At 71.9% G+C, this 15,267-nt stretch carries 13 protein-coding genes; 3 read left to right on the top strand and 10 right to left on the bottom strand.

Annotation, left to right across the window (positions count from 1 at the left end; translation table 11 throughout):
- Nucleotides 1-53: 53 nt before the first annotated feature.
- The 5 genes from OG989_RS02305 to OG989_RS02285 form a co-directional block, all read right to left on the bottom strand.
- The gene (locus tag OG989_RS02305) at nt 54-1,082 is read right to left on the bottom strand and encodes an ABC transporter ATP-binding protein (RefSeq protein WP_311410741.1); all 1,029 of its coding nucleotides are present in this window, start codon (nt 1,080-1,082) and stop codon (nt 54-56) included.
- Complete coding sequence (locus tag OG989_RS02300) at nt 1,066-2,103, bottom strand: ABC transporter ATP-binding protein (protein WP_151456059.1); 1,038 nt, start codon at nt 2,101-2,103, stop codon at nt 1,066-1,068. The genes OG989_RS02305 and OG989_RS02300 overlap by 17 nt, the downstream gene beginning before the upstream one ends.
- Nucleotides 2,104-2,146: 43 nt before the next feature.
- Nucleotides 2,147-3,103 carry an ABC transporter permease gene (locus OG989_RS02295; protein WP_151456058.1) on the bottom strand — a complete coding sequence of 319 codons (957 nt, stop codon included), beginning with the start codon at nt 3,101-3,103 and terminating at the stop codon, nt 2,147-2,149.
- Nucleotides 3,104-3,166: 63 nt separating this feature from the next.
- Nucleotides 3,167-4,105 (bottom strand): ABC transporter permease, encoded by a 939-nt coding sequence (locus OG989_RS02290; protein ID WP_327029548.1) that lies wholly within the window; start codon nt 4,103-4,105, stop codon nt 3,167-3,169.
- 85 nt (nt 4,106-4,190) lie between these two features.
- Nucleotides 4,191-5,795, bottom strand: a complete 1,605-nt coding sequence (locus OG989_RS02285) for a peptide ABC transporter substrate-binding protein (protein WP_151456056.1) — start codon at nt 5,793-5,795, stop codon at nt 4,191-4,193.
- 431 nt (nt 5,796-6,226) lie between these two features.
- Between OG989_RS02285 and OG989_RS02280 the strand changes: the two genes are divergently transcribed.
- Both OG989_RS02280 and mdh read left to right on the top strand, forming a co-directional pair.
- Nucleotides 6,227-7,087: a bifunctional methylenetetrahydrofolate dehydrogenase/methenyltetrahydrofolate cyclohydrolase gene (locus OG989_RS02280; RefSeq protein ID WP_151456055.1), complete on the top strand. Its 861-nt coding sequence runs from the start codon at nt 6,227-6,229 to the stop codon at nt 7,085-7,087.
- Nucleotides 7,088-7,227: 140 nt separating this feature from the next.
- Nucleotides 7,228-8,178: a malate dehydrogenase gene (gene mdh / locus OG989_RS02275; protein ID WP_327029547.1), complete on the top strand. Its 951-nt coding sequence runs from the start codon at nt 7,228-7,230 to the stop codon at nt 8,176-8,178.
- A 58-nt stretch (nt 8,179-8,236) separates the two neighbouring features.
- On the opposite strand, the gene OG989_RS02270 is transcribed toward mdh, so the two are convergent.
- A complete protein-coding gene (locus OG989_RS02270) occupies nt 8,237-9,043 on the bottom strand; it encodes an MBL fold metallo-hydrolase (protein WP_327029546.1) in 807 nt (268 codons plus the stop codon).
- A 138-nt stretch (nt 9,044-9,181) separates the two neighbouring features.
- Between OG989_RS02270 and OG989_RS02265 the strand changes: the two genes are divergently transcribed.
- Nucleotides 9,182-10,399, top strand: coding sequence for an NADP-dependent isocitrate dehydrogenase (locus OG989_RS02265; RefSeq protein ID WP_101412708.1), 1,218 nt, complete (start codon nt 9,182-9,184; stop codon nt 10,397-10,399).
- Between the two features lie 500 nt (nt 10,400-10,899).
- Here the strand turns inward: OG989_RS02265 and galT are convergent, their stop codons facing one another.
- The 4 genes from galT to OG989_RS02245 all read right to left on the bottom strand — a co-directional run bounded on the left by galT (nt 10,900) and on the right by OG989_RS02245 (nt 15,091).
- A complete protein-coding gene (gene galT, locus OG989_RS02260; protein WP_327029545.1) occupies nt 10,900-11,976 on the bottom strand; it encodes a galactose-1-phosphate uridylyltransferase in 1,077 nt (358 codons plus the stop codon).
- On the bottom strand, nt 11,973-12,797 hold the full coding sequence (locus OG989_RS02255) for a DeoR/GlpR family DNA-binding transcription regulator (protein WP_151456051.1): 825 nt from the start codon (nt 12,795-12,797) through the stop codon (nt 11,973-11,975). The genes galT and OG989_RS02255 overlap by 4 nt, the downstream gene beginning before the upstream one ends.
- A 104-nt stretch (nt 12,798-12,901) precedes the next feature.
- The gene (cysC, locus tag OG989_RS02250) at nt 12,902-14,431 is read right to left on the bottom strand and encodes an adenylyl-sulfate kinase (protein ID WP_151456050.1); all 1,530 of its coding nucleotides are present in this window, start codon (nt 14,429-14,431) and stop codon (nt 12,902-12,904) included.
- A gap of 108 nt (nt 14,432-14,539) precedes the next feature.
- Nucleotides 14,540-15,091 carry a DM13 domain-containing protein gene (locus OG989_RS02245; protein ID WP_327029544.1) on the bottom strand — a complete coding sequence of 184 codons (552 nt, stop codon included), beginning with the start codon at nt 15,089-15,091 and terminating at the stop codon, nt 14,540-14,542.
- Nucleotides 15,092-15,267: the final 176 nt, after the last annotated feature.

Raw genomic sequence — 15,267 nt, 5'->3', positions numbered from 1 at the left:
CATGATCGACGCGAAAGGGAGGCGGGGAGGGCGGGGCGGGTCAGGGGGGCGGGTCAGGGGGTGGGGCGGAGTTCGGCGAAGTGGCAGGCCGAGGGGTGGGGGTCCGCGGCGCGGAGGACCGTGTGGGGCTCCTGGGTGGCGCAGACCTCCTGGGCCTTCCAGCAGCGGGTGCGGAAGTGGCAGCCGCTCGGCGGGTCGGCCGGGCTCGGCACGTCGCCGGTGAGCCGGATCATGGTGCGCCGGTCGCGGGCCTCCGGGTCCGGCACCGGCACGGCCGAGAGCAGCGCCTGGGTGTACGGGTGGGTCGCGCGCTCGTAGATCTCGTCCTCGGTGCCGATCTCCACGATCTTGCCGAGGTACATGACCGCGACGCGGTCCGAGATGTGGCGGACCACCGACAGGTCGTGCGCGATGAAGATGTACGACAGGCCGAACTCGTCCTGGAGCTTCTCCAGCAGGTTGATCACCTGGGCCTGGATCGACACGTCCAGGGCGCTGACCGGCTCGTCGCAGACGATGATCTCGGGCCGCAGGGCGAGCGCGCGGGCGATGCCGATGCGCTGCCGCTGGCCCCCGGAGAACTGGTGCGGGTACCGGTTGATGTGCTCGGGGTTGAGGCCGACCACGTCGAGCAGCTCCCGCACCCGGCCCCGCCGGCTGCCCTTCGGCGCGGCGTCCGGGTGGATCTCGAACGGCTCGCCGATGATGTCGCCGACCGTCATGCGCGGGTTCAGCGAGGTGTACGGGTCCTGCATCACCATCTGCATGTTGCGCCGCAGCCGGCGCAACTCGGCGCCGGAGGCGGAGAACAGGTCCCGGCCCTCCAGGGTGGCCCGGCCGGCGGTCGGCGTCTCCAGCCGCATCAGCAGCCGGGCCAGCGTCGACTTGCCGCAGCCCGACTCGCCGACCACCCCGAGGGTCTCGCCCCGGCGCAGCTCGAAGCTGACCCCGTCGACGGCCTTGACGGCGCCGACCTGCCGCTGGAAGAGCACGCCCTGGCGGATCGGGAAGTGCTTGACCACGTTGTCGACGGCGAGGATCGTCTCGCCGCGCACCTTGGTCGGGCTAGCGGGCGCTGTCATCACGGACCTCCTGGGCGAAGTGGCACTCGCTGGTCCGGCCGTCGCCCAGGACCAGGTCGTGCGGCACCACGTCGACGCAGACCTGCTGCACGTACGGGCACCGGGGGTGGAAGGGGCAGCCGGACGGGATCCGCATCAGGTTGGGCGGCAGCCCCCTGATCGTGGAGAGCTCCTGGCCCCGGACGTCCATCCGAGGGATCGACTCCAGCAACCCCTTCGTGTACGGGTGGGCCGGCGCCCGGTACAGCGAGCGGACGTCGGCGTGCTCGACGATCCGGCCGGCGTACATGACGGCGATCCGGTCCGCGACGCCGGCGACCACGCCCAGGTCGTGCGTGATCAGGATCATCGCCATGTCGAGGTCGCGGCGCAGGTCGGCCAGCAGGTCCATGATCTGGGCCTGCACGGTGACGTCCAGGGCCGTGGTCGGCTCGTCGGCGATCAGCACCTTCGGGTTCATGGCCAGCGCCATCGCGATCATGACGCGCTGCCGCATGCCGCCGGAGAACTGGTGCGGGTAGTCGCCGAGCCGGCTGGCGGCGGCGGGGATCCGTACCAGGTCCATCAGCTCGACGACGCGGGCACGGGCGTCCGCCTTCGACATGCCCTCGCGCTGGCGCAGCGTCTCGCCGATCTGCCAGCCCACTCCGAAGACGGGGTTCAGCGCGGAGAGGGCGTCCTGGAAGATCATCGCGATCTCCTTGCCGCGTACCTGCCGGCGCTGCTCCTCCGGCAGCTTCAGCAGGTCCCGCCCCTGGTAGAGGATCTCGCCGGAGCGGATCACGGCCGGGGGAGTGTCGAGGATGCCCATGATCGCCTGGGCGGTGACCGACTTGCCGGAGCCCGACTCGCCGAGCACGGCGAGCGTCTCGCCGGGATCGAGGTGGTACGAGACCCCGTTGATCACCCTGGCCACGCCCTCGCTGGTGCGGAACTCGACGTGCAGGTCCCGTAGGTCCAGCAGGTGCCCGCCCTCGGGGGTGGGTGAGGCCGGCGTGGGTCGGACGGCGGACTGACTCATGGTCCCTGCCTCTCGCTCGCGACGACGGGGCGCACGGGGCTCGTCATCGCAGCTTCGGGTCGAAGGCGTCGCGGATCGCGTCGCCGAGCATGATGAACGCCAGCACGGTCAGCGCCAGGAACGTCGAGGGGACCAGCAGCGGGGTGACCGACTCCCGCATGTGCACCCGGCCCGCGTCGATGTCGATGCCCCAGGAGATGGTCGGCGCCCTGAGCCCGATGCCGAGGAAGCTCAGCGTGGCCTCGGCGGCGATGAACGAGCCGAGGGCGATCGTCAGCACCACGATCGCCGGGGCGAGCGCGTTGGGCAGGATGTGCCGCAGCATGATCCGGCCGTCGCCGGCGCCGAGCATCCGGGCCGCCGCGACGTAGTCCTGCTCCTTGGCGGTGATCACCGAGGAGCGGACGACGCGGGCGGCGGTGGTCCAGCCGAGGATCGCCAGCACGAAGATGACCGCGCCGATCCGGACCGCCGAGCTGTCGCTGTTGACCCGCTTGAGCAGCACGATCGCGGCGAGCAGGAGCGGGATGCCGAGGACCACGTCGATCACCCGGGAGAGCACCGCGTCGACCCAGCGGCCGAAGTAGCCGGCCAGCATCCCCACGGCGAGCGCAATCAGGCCGGTGAGCAGGGCGGAGAGCGCGCCGACCAGCAGCGACGCGCGGGCGCCGTAGACCGCCCGGGCGTACGTGTCGCAGCCCTGGAAGTCGTACCCGAAGATCGCCCCGCCGGACGGCCCGGCGTGCTGACGGGCCAGCACGCAGTCGCGCGGATCGTTCGCGGTGAACAGCCCCGGCACGGCGGCCATGGCGGCGACCAGCAGCACCAGGGCGAGGCTGATCCAGAAGATCGGCTTGCGGCGCAGGTCGCGCCAGGCGTCGCCGGCCAGGCTGCGGGGCTTCTGCGGTACGCCGACCTGGTTCGGCGCGCCGGGCTCACCCGACGGCCCCCGCCGCGCGGCCTGGTTCTCGCTCGCCGCGACGGTCTCGAAGTCACTCATGCCCGCACCTCGCTGCGCTCGGCGCCGGCACGAAACACTGCGCTGCCGATTCGTTCGCTGCGCTCACTCATAGCGGATCCTCGGGTCGAGTACGGCGTACAGGACGTCCACCACCAGGTTGGAGACGAGGTAGACCACGACGAGCACGCTGACGATGCCCACCACCAGCGGGCCGTCCTCGGTGCGGATGCCGCGGAAGAGGTTGAAGCCGACGCCGGGGATGTTGAACACGCCCTCGGTGATGATCGCGCCGCTCATCAGGTTGCCCAGCTCGACGCCGAGGAAGGTGACCACCGGGATGAGGGAGTTGCGCAGCACGTGGACGCTGACGATCCGCCGCCTCACGAGCCCCTTCGACCGGGCGGTGCGGACGTAGTCGGCGCGCAGGTTCTCGGCCACGGACGTCCGGGTCAGCCGCAGTGCGGTGGCCAGCGAGAGCGAGCCGAGCACGATGCCCGGCAGCAGGAGCGCGTACAGGTCCGGGTCGGCGCCGGCGGTGGCCGGGAAGAGCTGCCACCTGACGCCGAGGAGGTACTGCGCCAGCGGCGCGAGCACGATCGTCGGGATGCCGAGCACCAGCAGGGTCAGCAGCAGGGTCGAGTTGTCGAAGATGCTGGCCCGCCGGATGCCGGCGAGCACGCCCGCGGTGACCCCGAAGAGGACGGTGACCGCCATGGCGATCAGCGCCAGCTTGACCGTGACGGGCCAGGCGGCGGCCAGGATGTCGCCGATCGAGCGTCCGGTGAGGGACTGCCCGAGGTCACCCTGGAGCAGGTTCTTGAGGTAGTCGAAGTAGCGGTAGAAGAAGCCGCCGACCCCGGTCCGGTCGAGGTGGAACTTCTCCGTCAGGTATGCCCGCTGGGCCGCCGTGACCGGGCGCTCGCCGGCGAGCGCCTGGATGGGATCGCCCTGGCCGGCGAACATCAGCGCGTAGACGATCAGCGTGGTCCCGAAGAACGCGAGGACCATCTGGAGCAGACGCCGCAGGATGAAGCGGAACATACTTGGCAGTCTGGCGGAAAAAGTGCGAAGAGGAAGGCGGGTCGGGCCACCGTCCGCCGATGGCCCGACCCGTCCTGCCGTGGTGTTACTTGACGGCCTCGATCTTCACGAGGTCGATCCGGTCGAAGAGATCCATCTCCACGTTCGTCACCTTGGTGGAGTGGCCGAAGTTGTTCTGGCCGTACCGCAGCGGGATCACCGGCAGGTCCTCCGCCAGCAGGTCCTCGGCCGCCTGGTACTTCTTGATCGCCTCGTCCTCGTTCGCGGCGCTGGCGCCCTCGGCGAGCAGCTTGTCGAACTCCGGGTTGCTGTAGCCGTAGTAGTTCGACGAGCCGTTGCTGCTGTACAGCGGGCCCAGGTAGTTCTCCATGGACGGGTAGTCCATGACCCAGCCCATCCGGAACAGGCCGACCGGCTGCTTGGCCTTCACCTTGGTCAGCAGGTCCGCGAACTTCGGCTCGGCGGTGCCCACGCAGTCCACGCCCAGGTTGGTCTTGAGCTGGTTGCAGGTCGCGTCGATCCAGTCCTTGTGGCCGCCGTCGCCGTTGTAGGACAGCTCGATCCTCGCCGGGCCGCCCGCGGCCTGGTACAGGCTCTTGGCCTTGGCCGGGTCGAACTCGCCGGCCTCGCCGATGGTGCTGTCGCGGTAGCCCGCGACGACCGGCGAGACGAACGAGCGGGCCGGCTGCTGCGAGTCCTTGAAGATCGACTTGGTGATCTCGTCCCGGTCGATCGCCATCGAGATGGCCTTGCGCACGTCCGGGTTGCTGAACTCCTCCTGAAACGTCGGGAAGGCCAGCACCTGGAGCGACGAGGCGGAGCTCTGCTTGAACCGGTCACCGAGGTCGGTGCCGGCCGTCGAGAGGTTCTCGGTCGGGATGGTCTTGATGACGTCCAGGTTGTCCGAGAGCACGTCCGCGTACGCGGCGGTCGGCTGCTGGTAGATCCGGAACTCGACGCCGGCCACCTTCGGCTTCTCGCCGGGGAAGGCGTCGTACTTCTCGACCTCGACCTTGGCGTCGTGCTGCCAGGCGCCCTTCATCTTGAACGGGCCCTGACCGACCGGTGCCTGCTCGTAGCCCTCGGCCAGTACGCCGGGCGCGGAGAACGCGGCCTTCGGCATCGGGTAGAAGGCGGTGTAGCCGAGCACGGACTTGAACTCGCTGTACGGCTCCGACAGCGTCACGGTGAAGGTCAGGTCGTCGACCTTCTTCAGCCCGCTGAGCGTCTTGGCCTTCGGGGTCTCGCCCTGCATGTCCTCGTAGCCGGCGATCTTCTCGAAGAAGTAGCTGGAGTTCTGGCCGTTCGGGGCGTAGGCGCCGTAGTTCCAGGCGTCGACGTAGTTGTCGGCGGTGACCTTCTCGCCGTTGTGGAAGGTGTAGCCGTCCTTCAGCTTGACCGTCCAGGTCGTGTTGTCCTCGGACGTCACCGACTCGGCCGCCACCTCGTGGGGCTTGTTGGCCTCGTCGTAGTCGACCAGCGGGCTGAACAGGGCGGCGAGCACCTGCGAGCCGCTCGTCTCGTTGGTGTTGGTGGGCACCAGGTGCTGCGGCTCGGCGATCTCGATCCGCACGGCCGCGTCGGGGTTGCTCTCGCCGGATCCACCGTCGCCGCCCGAGCCGCAGGCCACCAGGCCCAGGGTCACCGCGAGCGGGAGGGCGGTCCAGGCAGCGAGCCTACGAACACGCATGTAGCCTCCTCATCTCCTCACGCTGCGCAGTCAGGCCCGGCGCTGGGTTTACGCTGCGCAACGTTGGGCAACGGTAGGTCGTCGGCCGGCGATCGACAACGGGCGGGTCACGAACGAATAACGGAGTCACCGTCCGGGCCTTGCCGCGGCGGGCCGGGTCTGCTAATGCCGTGCCGCCGCGAATACGGCGCTGGGCAGCGCGGACTCTCGACGCGGTCGGTGCTCGTCGCGCCCGCTCCGCCCGTTCGCGCCGTCCCGGTCCGGGCGTGCCCGTCCGTCGCCCCGATCGCCCGGGAGTCCGGTTCCAGCCGGGGCGTCGCCGGCCCGCGCGTCACTCAGAGTGATTAACCGCACGTCACTCTTAGTGGTCACATTGCGGGCTTGGCGCGGGTCGTCGGATCGCCGGCCGCCGACCGTGAGACGATCTGGGCGTGACGGCGACGCTTCTGGACGGCAAGGCGACCGCGGCCGAGATCAAGGACGAGCTGCGGACACGGGTCAAGGCACTGGCGGAACGCGGCATCACCCCCGGGCTCGGCACCGTCCTGGTGGGTGCGGACCCCGGCTCCCAGGCGTACGTCAACGGCAAGCACCGCGACTGCGCCGAGGTGGGGGTCGCCTCGATCCGCCGCGAGCTGCCGGCCGACGCGACCCAGGCGCAGGTCGACGCCGTGCTCGCCGAGCTGAACGCCGACCCGGCCTGCCACGGCTACATCGTCCAGCTGCCGCTGCCGGGCCACCTCGACACCCAGCGGGTGCTGGAACTGATCGACCCCGACAAGGACGCCGACGGCCTGCACCCGGTCAACCTCGGCCGGCTCGTCCTGGGCTACGACGCCCCGCTGCCCTGCACCCCGCGCGGCATCGTCGAGCTGCTCCGCCGGCACGACGTGCCGCTGCGCGGCGCCAATGTCGCCGTGGTCGGCCGCGGCAACACCGTCGGCCGCCCGCTCGGCCTGCTGCTCACCCGCCGCAGCGAGAACGCCACCGTGACCCTCTGCCACACCGGCACCCTCGACCTGGCCTCGCACACCCGGGCCGCCGACATCGTCATCGTGGCCGCCGGCGTACCGGGCCTGCTCACCGCCGACATGCTCACGCCGGGCGCGGTCGTGGTCGACGTCGGCATCACCCGGGTCATCGGCCCGGACGGCAAGGGCCGCTACACCGGCGACGTCGCCGGTGACGCGGCGGAGGTGGCCGGCAAGCTGGTGCCCATGCCGGGCGGCGTCGGCCCGATGACCCGCGCGATGCTGCTGACCAACGTCGTGGAGCGCGCCGAGCGCGACTGAGCGCCCGCCGGGCCCCGCCCGGAGCCGGACGGCCGTGACGTTCGCCCCATCCCGGCGATGGTCGCCTCCCCTGACCTGATCGGTGCCAGGATGACTGATACGGTCCGGAAAACCGACTGGTAGCAGGGAGTGGGACGACCATGGGTAAGAAGGTCACTGTCGTCGGGGCCGGCTTCTACGGCTCCACCACCGCACAGCGCCTGGCCGAGTACGACGTCTTCGACACCGTCGTGATCACCGACATCGTGGAGGGCAAGCCCGCAGGTCTCGCCCTGGACCTCAACCAGTCGCGCGCCGTCGAGGGCTTCGAGACCAAGGTGATCGGCGCGACCACCGGTCCGAACGGCGAGGGCTACGAGGCGATCGAGGGCTCGGACGTCGTCGTGATCACCGCCGGCCTGCCGCGCAAGCCGGGCATGAGCCGCATGGACCTGCTCGAGACGAACGCGAAGATCGTCCGCCAGGTCTCCGAGAACGTCGCCAAGTACGCCCCGAACGCCGTCGTCATCGTCGTGTCCAACCCGCTCGACGAGATGACCGCGCTGGCCCAGCTCGCCACCCAGTTCCCGAAGAACCGGGTCCTCGGCCAGGCCGGCATGCTGGACACCGCCCGGTTCACCAACTTCGTGGCCGAGGCGCTGGGCGTACCGGTGAAGTCGGTGAAGACGCTGACCCTCGGCTCGCACGGCGACACGATGGTGCCGGTGCCGTCGCAGAGCACGGTCGACGGCAAGCCGCTGCGTGAGGCGATGCCGGCCGAGCAGATCGAGGAGCTGGTCGTCAAGACCCGCAACGGCGGCGCCGAGGTGGTCGCGCTGCTCAAGACCGGTTCGGCGTACTACGCGCCGTCGGCCGCCGCCGCGCGGATGGCCAAGGCCGTCGCGGAGGACTCGGGCGAGGTCATGCCGGTCTGCGCCTGGGTCGACGGCGAGTACGGCATCTCCGGCGTCTACCTGGGTGTCGAGGCCGCGATCGGCGCCGAGGGCGTCAAGCGGGTCGTCGAGACGGACCTGGACGCCGACGAGCTGGCCAGCCTGAAGGAGGCCGCCGAGGCCGTCCGCGCCAAGCAGGGCGACGTCGCCTCCATGTGACCCACCACCCGTCGAGGGGGCACGCCGGTCCGCCGGCGTGCCCCCTCGTCGTACCGCCCTACAGCATCATGAACGCCTCGCCCAGGTGCGGGGTGGCGAGCACCGTGGGCCCGCGCGCGGCCAGGTCGCGCAGCAGCCCCACCCGCGAGGCACGCGCCGCGGGGGCGTCCTCCTCGTGGGCGTACGCCAGCTCGGGGTCGACCAGTTGCACGGCGTGCACCAGCAGGTCGCCGGTGAGCAGCAGCCGCTCGTCGCCCACCTCCAGCAGCACCGACTGGTGCCCGGGCGTGTGCCCCGGGGTCGGCAGCAGCCGTACCGTCGGATCCAGCCTCTCCTCGCCGTCGACCACCCGGAGCTGGCCGGCGGCGCGCAACGGCGCGACCAGGCCGGCCGACAGCCCCGGGGCGAGCTGCCCCACGGCGGCCAGCTCGGCCCGCTGGAGCACGTAGTCGGCGTTCGGGAAGTACGGCGTCCCCGGCGAGCCGGTGACCGCCCAGCCGACGTGGTCGCTGTGCAGGTGGGTGAGCACCACCGTGCGTACGTCGGCCGGGTCGATGCCGGCGGCGGCGAGTTCGGCCGGCAGCCGGCCGGGCACCGGCGCCCAGCTCGCGGCGGGCGAGCCGGCCGGGCCGATCCCCGCGTCGACCAGGGTCACCGGCCCGTCGCCGGCGCGGATGGCGAAGCTGCGGAACGGCAGCCACCACCGTCCGTCGGCGGTCACCGTGGCCGGGTCCCGCAGGTCGGCCGCGCGCCAGTGCTCCGGCGTGGCGTCCGGGAACGCCTCCGCGCGGGGCTGGAAGAACGGTCCCTCGCCGTCGGTGAGTGCGGTGACCGTGATAGACCCGAGGATGCGGCTCGGTGGCATCCGGCGATCATGCCAGCGGTCCCGTGCGCCGTGCACGTCGTTTGTTCCGGCCCGACCGAGGCCGGCTGGGGACTGCCGATCAGTTTCCAGTACGCTCGTACTGCTTGAGCACGAGTCCCCCGAGAGGAGCGCCGGCCGATGGCGAAGATCAAGGTAAACAACCCGGTCGTTGAGCTCGACGGCGACGAGATGACCCGGATCATCTGGAAGCAGATCCGGGAGCAGCTGATCCTGCCCTACCTCGACGTCGACCTGCACTACTACGACCTGTCGATCCAGCACCGCGACGAGACCGACGACCAGGTCACCGTCGACGCCGCCAACGCCATCAAGGAGCACGGCGTCGGCGTCAAGTGCGCGACCATCACCCCGGACGAGGCCCGGGTGGAGGAGTTCGGCCTGAAGAAGATGTGGCGGTCGCCGAACGGCACGATCCGCAACATCCTCGGCGGCGTCGTCTTCCGCGAGCCGATCATCATGTCCAACGTGCCGCGGCTGGTCCCCGGCTGGACCAAGCCGATCATCATCGGCCGGCACGCCCACGGTGACCAGTACAAGGCCACCGACTTCGTCGTCCCGGGCCCGGGCAAGGTGACCGTCACCTACACCCCGGCCGACGGCGGCGCCCCGATGGAGATGGAGGTCGCCAACTTCCCCGGCGGCGGCATCGCCATGGGCATGTACAACTACGACGAGTCGATCCGGGACTTCGCCCGCGCCTCGTTCCGGTACGGCCTGGACCGCAACTACCCGGTCTACCTGTCCACCAAGAACACCATCCTCAAGGCGTACGACGGCCGGTTCAAGGACATCTTCGCCGAGGTGTTCGAGAACGAGTTCAAGGCCGAGTTCGACGCCGCCGGCATCACCTACGAGCACCGGCTCATCGACGACATGGTCGCCGCCGCGCTCAAGTGGGAGGGCGGCTACGTCTGGGCCTGCAAGAACTACGACGGTGACGTGCAGTCCGACACCGTCGCGCAGGGCTTCGGCTCGCTGGGCCTGATGACCTCGGTGCTGCTCTCCCCGGACGGCCGTACGGTCGAGGCCGAGGCCGCGCACGGCACGGTCACCCGGCACTACCGGCAGTGGCAGAAGGGCGAGAAGACCTCGACCAACCCGATCGCGTCGATCTACGCCTGGACCCGGGGCCTGGCCCACCGGGGCAAGCTGGACGGCACCCCGGCGGTCACCGAGTTCGCCAACACCCTGGAGCAGGTCATCGTCGACACCGTCGAGGGCGGCCAGATGACCAAGGACCTCTCGCTGCTCATCTCGCGGGACGCCCCGTGGCTGACCACCGACGAGTTCATGAACGCGCTCGACGAGAACCTGGCGCGCAAGCTCTCCGCCTGATCCTCTCCGCGCCATCCGGCGGCACCTGACGGTGCTGCCGCCGCATCACCAGGAGCCCGCCGGCACCCGCCGGCGGGCTCCGTGGTCTCGGGCGGTGGTCGCCAGGCGAGCGCCTGAGATCTTGGTGAGAAACGGCCCCTCCAGGGGCCCATTCCTGCCAAGATCTACTCGGCTCGCCCGGATCCGGCGACGCCCGCGGATCGGCTTGCGGCGTGTCGGCGGGTGACGCGCCGTTCGGCGTCACCTACGTCGGCGCGCCTCGTTGACCTGGGTGGACGAGATGCCAGTCGCGTCCAGGAAGGTTGACCGCGGTCGCCTCGCGGCAAGCGTGCCGATCAGCCAGCCTTCCCGGCTGTCGCGCACAGCCAGCCGTCCCTTCCCTGCGGGGGGCCCTGTCCCGGGCCCCCCGCGCCCTGTCTCCACCCCGCCACCGGCCCACCCTCTCACTGCGCGCCGGCCCACCCCGTCACTGCGCGCCCCATCGGGCGCGGTGCCGGGGCTCAGGCGGCGCGGAGGAGTTCGGCGGCGCGCTCCGGGGCGATGTCGTTGATGAAGACGCCCATCGCGGACTCCGAGCCCGCCAGGTACTTCAGCTTGTCCTTCGCGCGCCGGATGCTGAACAGCTGCAGGTGCAGGTGGCCCAGCTCGCGGTCGACGCGTACCGGCGCCTGGTGCCAGGCGGCGATGTAGGGCATCGGCACGTCGAACAGCCCGTCGAAGCGGCGCAGCAGGTCCAGGTAGAGCGGCCCGAAGGCGTCCCGCTCGGCGTCGTCGAGAGCGGGGATGTCCGGCACCGGCCGGTGCGGGGCCACGTGCACCTCGAACGGCCAGCGGGCCGCCGCCGGGACGTACGCCGTCCAGTGCTCGTTGGCGGCGACCACCCGGTCGCCGCCGGCCCGCTCGGCGGCGAGCACGTCGGCGTAGAGGTTGCGCCCGCCGGTGCGTTCCGCGTGCCGGCGGGCGGCGGCCAGCAGCGCCCGGGTCCGCGGGGTCACGAAGGGGTACGCGTAGATCTGGCCGTGCGGGTGGTGCAGGGTCACGCCGATCTCCACGCCCCGGTTCTCGAAGCAGAACACCTGCTCCACCCCGGGCAGCTCCGCGAGCGCCGACGTGCGGTCTGCGAGCGCGTCGAGGACGGTACGCACCCGGCGTGGCGGGAGGGACGCGAAGGACGCGTTGTGGTCGTCGGTGAAGCAGACCACCTCGCAGCGGCCCCGACCCGGGCGGACCGGGGTGAACGGGGTGATCTCGGCGGGCTCCTCGGCCACCCGGCCGCTGAGGGAGGGGAACCGGTTCTCGAAGACGGCGACGTCGTAGTCGGGCGCCGGGATCTCGCTCTGCCGGCCGTCGGTGCTGGGGCAGAGCGGGCACTGGTCGGCTGGCGGGAGGAAGGTGCGCGTCTGCCGGTGCACGGCGACGGCCACCCACTCGTCGGTCAGCGGGTCCAGGCGCAGCTGCGACGCGGGCGGTGGCGGGGGCAGCTCGCGCCGGTCCGGCTGGTCGCGGACGGCGTCGTCCCGTTCGTCGAAGTAGATCAGCTCCCGGCCGTCGGCCAGCGCGATCGCGGTGCGCTTCACCTCGCCATCCCCTCATCTGTCGTCGTGGCCGTCCGTCCCGCGCCCGTGGCGGGGGGCACGACCACCAGTTCGCCCACCCGGTCGTCGAGCGCCCGCCGCGCGTCGGGGGACAGCCGGTCGTCGGTGACCAGCACGTGGGCGGCGGAAAGCTCAACGATCGAGGAGATGCCGACGGTGCCCCACTTGGTGTGGTCGGCGAGCACGACCAGTCGGTCGGCGGCGGCCACCAGGGCGCGGTCGGTCTCCGCCTCCATCAGGTTCGGGGTGGTGAACCCCGCCCGCTCGGTGATCCCGTGCACGCCGAGGAAGAGCAGGTCCAGGTGCAGCGACCGGATGGCGGCGACGGCCAGCGGCCCGACCAGCGCGTCCGACGGCGTACGCACCCCGCCGGTGAGCACCACGGTCTGGTCGGACCGGCCGCCGGCGTGCAGGATCTCGGCCACCGGCAGCGAGTTGGTGACGACGGTCAGGCCCGGCACGTCGACCAGTCGACGGGCCAGCTCGGCGGTGGTGGTGCCGGCGGAGAGGGCGACCGCCGCCCCGGGGCGGACCAGCTCGGCGGCGCGGCCGGCGATGGCCGCCTTCTCGGCCAGTTGCCGCACCGACTTGGCCCGGAAGCCCGGTTCGTCGGTCGAGCCAGGGCCGGCCACCGTGGCGCCGCCGTGCACCTTGGCCAGCAGGCCGCGCTCGTGCAGCGCCTCCAGGTCGCGCCGGATGGTCATGTCCGAGACGCCGTACTCGGCGGCCAGCTCGGTGACCCGTACGCCGCCGGTGGCGCGGACCCGGTCCAGGATGGCCGCCTGCCGTTGCTGAGCGAGCATCAGCCGTACCTCCGTGCCAGCCGCGCGCCCTCACGCGGTCGAACGTGTTCGAACAAAGGTGAACACTAGCGCGAAGGGGAGACCACCGGTAGGCGGAGGGCCGATCAGATGGACTGGAGCCGGGGTTCGACCCAACCCGTCTCGTTCAGGTGGTGCAGGACGGCCTCGACCGCCTCGTCGATCGTCATGTCGCTGGTGTCGACCACCAGGTCCGCGTCGGTCGGCTCCTCGTAGGGGTCGTCGATGCCGGTCATCCCGGTGAGCAGGCCGGCCCGGGCCCGGGCGTAGAGGCCCTTGCGGTCGCGCTGCTCGCAGACCTCCAGCGGGGTCGCCACGTGCACCAGCACGAAGCCCGCACCGGCGGCCAGCGCCATCTCCCGGGCGGTCGCGCGGGCCTGGGCGTACGGGGCGATCGGGCAGCAGATGCCGACGCCGTGGTGCCGGGCGATCTCCGCCGCCACCCAGCCGATCCGGCGCACGTTGAGGTCCCGGTCGGCCTTGCTGAAGCCCAGCCCGGCGGAGAGCTCGCGGCGCACCACGTCGCCGTCGAGCAGCGTGATGCTCCGGTCGCCCTGCTCGCGCAGCACGTCGGCCAGGCCCCGGGCGATCGTCGACTTGCCGGAGCCCGAGAGCCCGGTCAGGAAGACGACCAGGCCCCGGTGCCGCCGCGGCGGCCGGGCCCGGGCCAGCTCCTTCGCCACCGCGGGCGGGGTGTGCCACTCGGGGAGCGGGAAACCCCGGTCCAGCAGGTCGTCGATCTCCGGCTGGGTCAGCGCCAGGCGTCGGTTGCGGGGCGGGATGTCCTCCCGCCAGCGCCACTGCCCGTCGCGGTTGTCGTAGGCCAGCTCGCGCGGCACCAGCACCCGCAGGCCGGCGCCGGAGAGCATCTCGCCGGTGGAGAGCAGGTGCGTGACGCCGTACGCCGCCGACACCCGGGCCCGCAGCAGCGCGTCGCTGATCTCGTCGCGCCGGCGGGACAACGGGACGGCGACGAGCGTGGCCGGCGGCATCCGGTCGCGGGCGGCGAAGACGCTGCGTACGAGCGACTCCGGCGGCAACCCGCCGAGGCCGTCCTCGCCGACCGGGATCATCACCAGCAGGTGGGCGCCGAGCGTGCGGACCGCGTGGGCGATCTGGGCGAGCTGCGGCCGGTGCAGCGGGCGGTCGGCGATCACCCCGAGCACCCGACCGGACGGCAGCAGCGGACGTACCTCCTCGGGGGTGCGGCGCAGCCGCTGGAAGGGGCCGTGACCGCCGTCGCCGAGCCGGCGGACCGTGCCCCCGACGCCGGCCACCCCGTCGCGGACCTGCCACGCGTCGGCGACGTCCAGCGCCGCGACCGGCGCGCCCTCCCCGTCGGTGAGCACCAGGGTGCGGCGTGCCTCGTCGCGCGGGTCGAGACCCTGGGCGAGCGCCGTCGGCACCTGGAGGGTCACCGGCACCGGCCACGGTGAGCCGTCGGCGAGCCGGCCCCGCCGACTCACCGAGACCAGGTCGGCGCGGGTCATGAAGCCGGCCAGCGGGGCGTACGCCCCGATCAGCAGCAGCTCCAGGTCAGCCAGCTCGCCGGGGCGTGGCGTGTACGCCGGCGCGTCCCGGAGCACCTCGTCGGGCAGCACCCAGCTGTTGCTCATCCATCCCCCAAACGACACTGACCGGCACACAGTTTCTCAGCCGCCCGGCGATCGGTCGAGAGCGCCACTCCACCCCGCACGCGAAGGTAGGGGGTGGCGGCCGGCGGGTCAGCGGGGCGGGGCCAGGGGCGCGGCCCCGAAGGAGACGGCGAACCGCTTGCACCAGATGGAGACGCTGGTCAGGCCCGTCAGGTCGACGTCGGCCGGGATGTCGTAACCCTGGTCGCCCCGGTTGCCCTTGAGTCGGCCCAGCTCGACCCACCGGCCGTCGTCGAAGACCCGCCACCCGGCGGTGCCGCTGCGCACCGGCTGGTCGCTGAGCCAGACCCGCAGGTCCGGGCCGTTGGAGGTGGCCAGGCCCACGAGTTCCAGCCGGTGCCGCCCGTCGGGGGCGCGGACGATCCGCGCGCTGCCCGACGTGTCGTGCTCGTGGGTCACGAAGTCGCCCTGCCCGACGAGGACCGGCCCGGCGGGGGAGGGCGCCGCGCCCGTGGCGGAGACCGTCGGCGCCGGCGTGGCCGCCACGCTCGAGAGTGCCTCGTCGACCTCGGCGTCGGTGACCAGCTTCCAGGGCTGGAACCAGTAGAGCCCGAACGCCGAGCCGGCGGCGAGGACGGCGACCACCACCCACGTCAGCGGCGCGCGGAACAGTCGGGTCATGCCCACAGTGTGTCGGCCCGGGCCGCGTCCTGTCTGCCCCGTACGGACGTGGCGGAGGCCGACACGTGCCGGCGGTGCCGACACGCCCGCCACCGCCGGGGACCGCGCCGGACCCTAGGGGACGCGGGCCGCCAGGATCAGGGGAGCGCCCGGGGGCGAGCCGCTGCCCACAGGGG

This window comes from Micromonospora sp. NBC_01740 (genome assembly GCF_035920365.1).
Taxonomy (GTDB): domain Bacteria; phylum Actinomycetota; class Actinomycetes; order Mycobacteriales; family Micromonosporaceae; genus Micromonospora; species Micromonospora reichwaldensis.
This window is presented reverse-complemented; position numbering and strand designations above follow the sequence as displayed.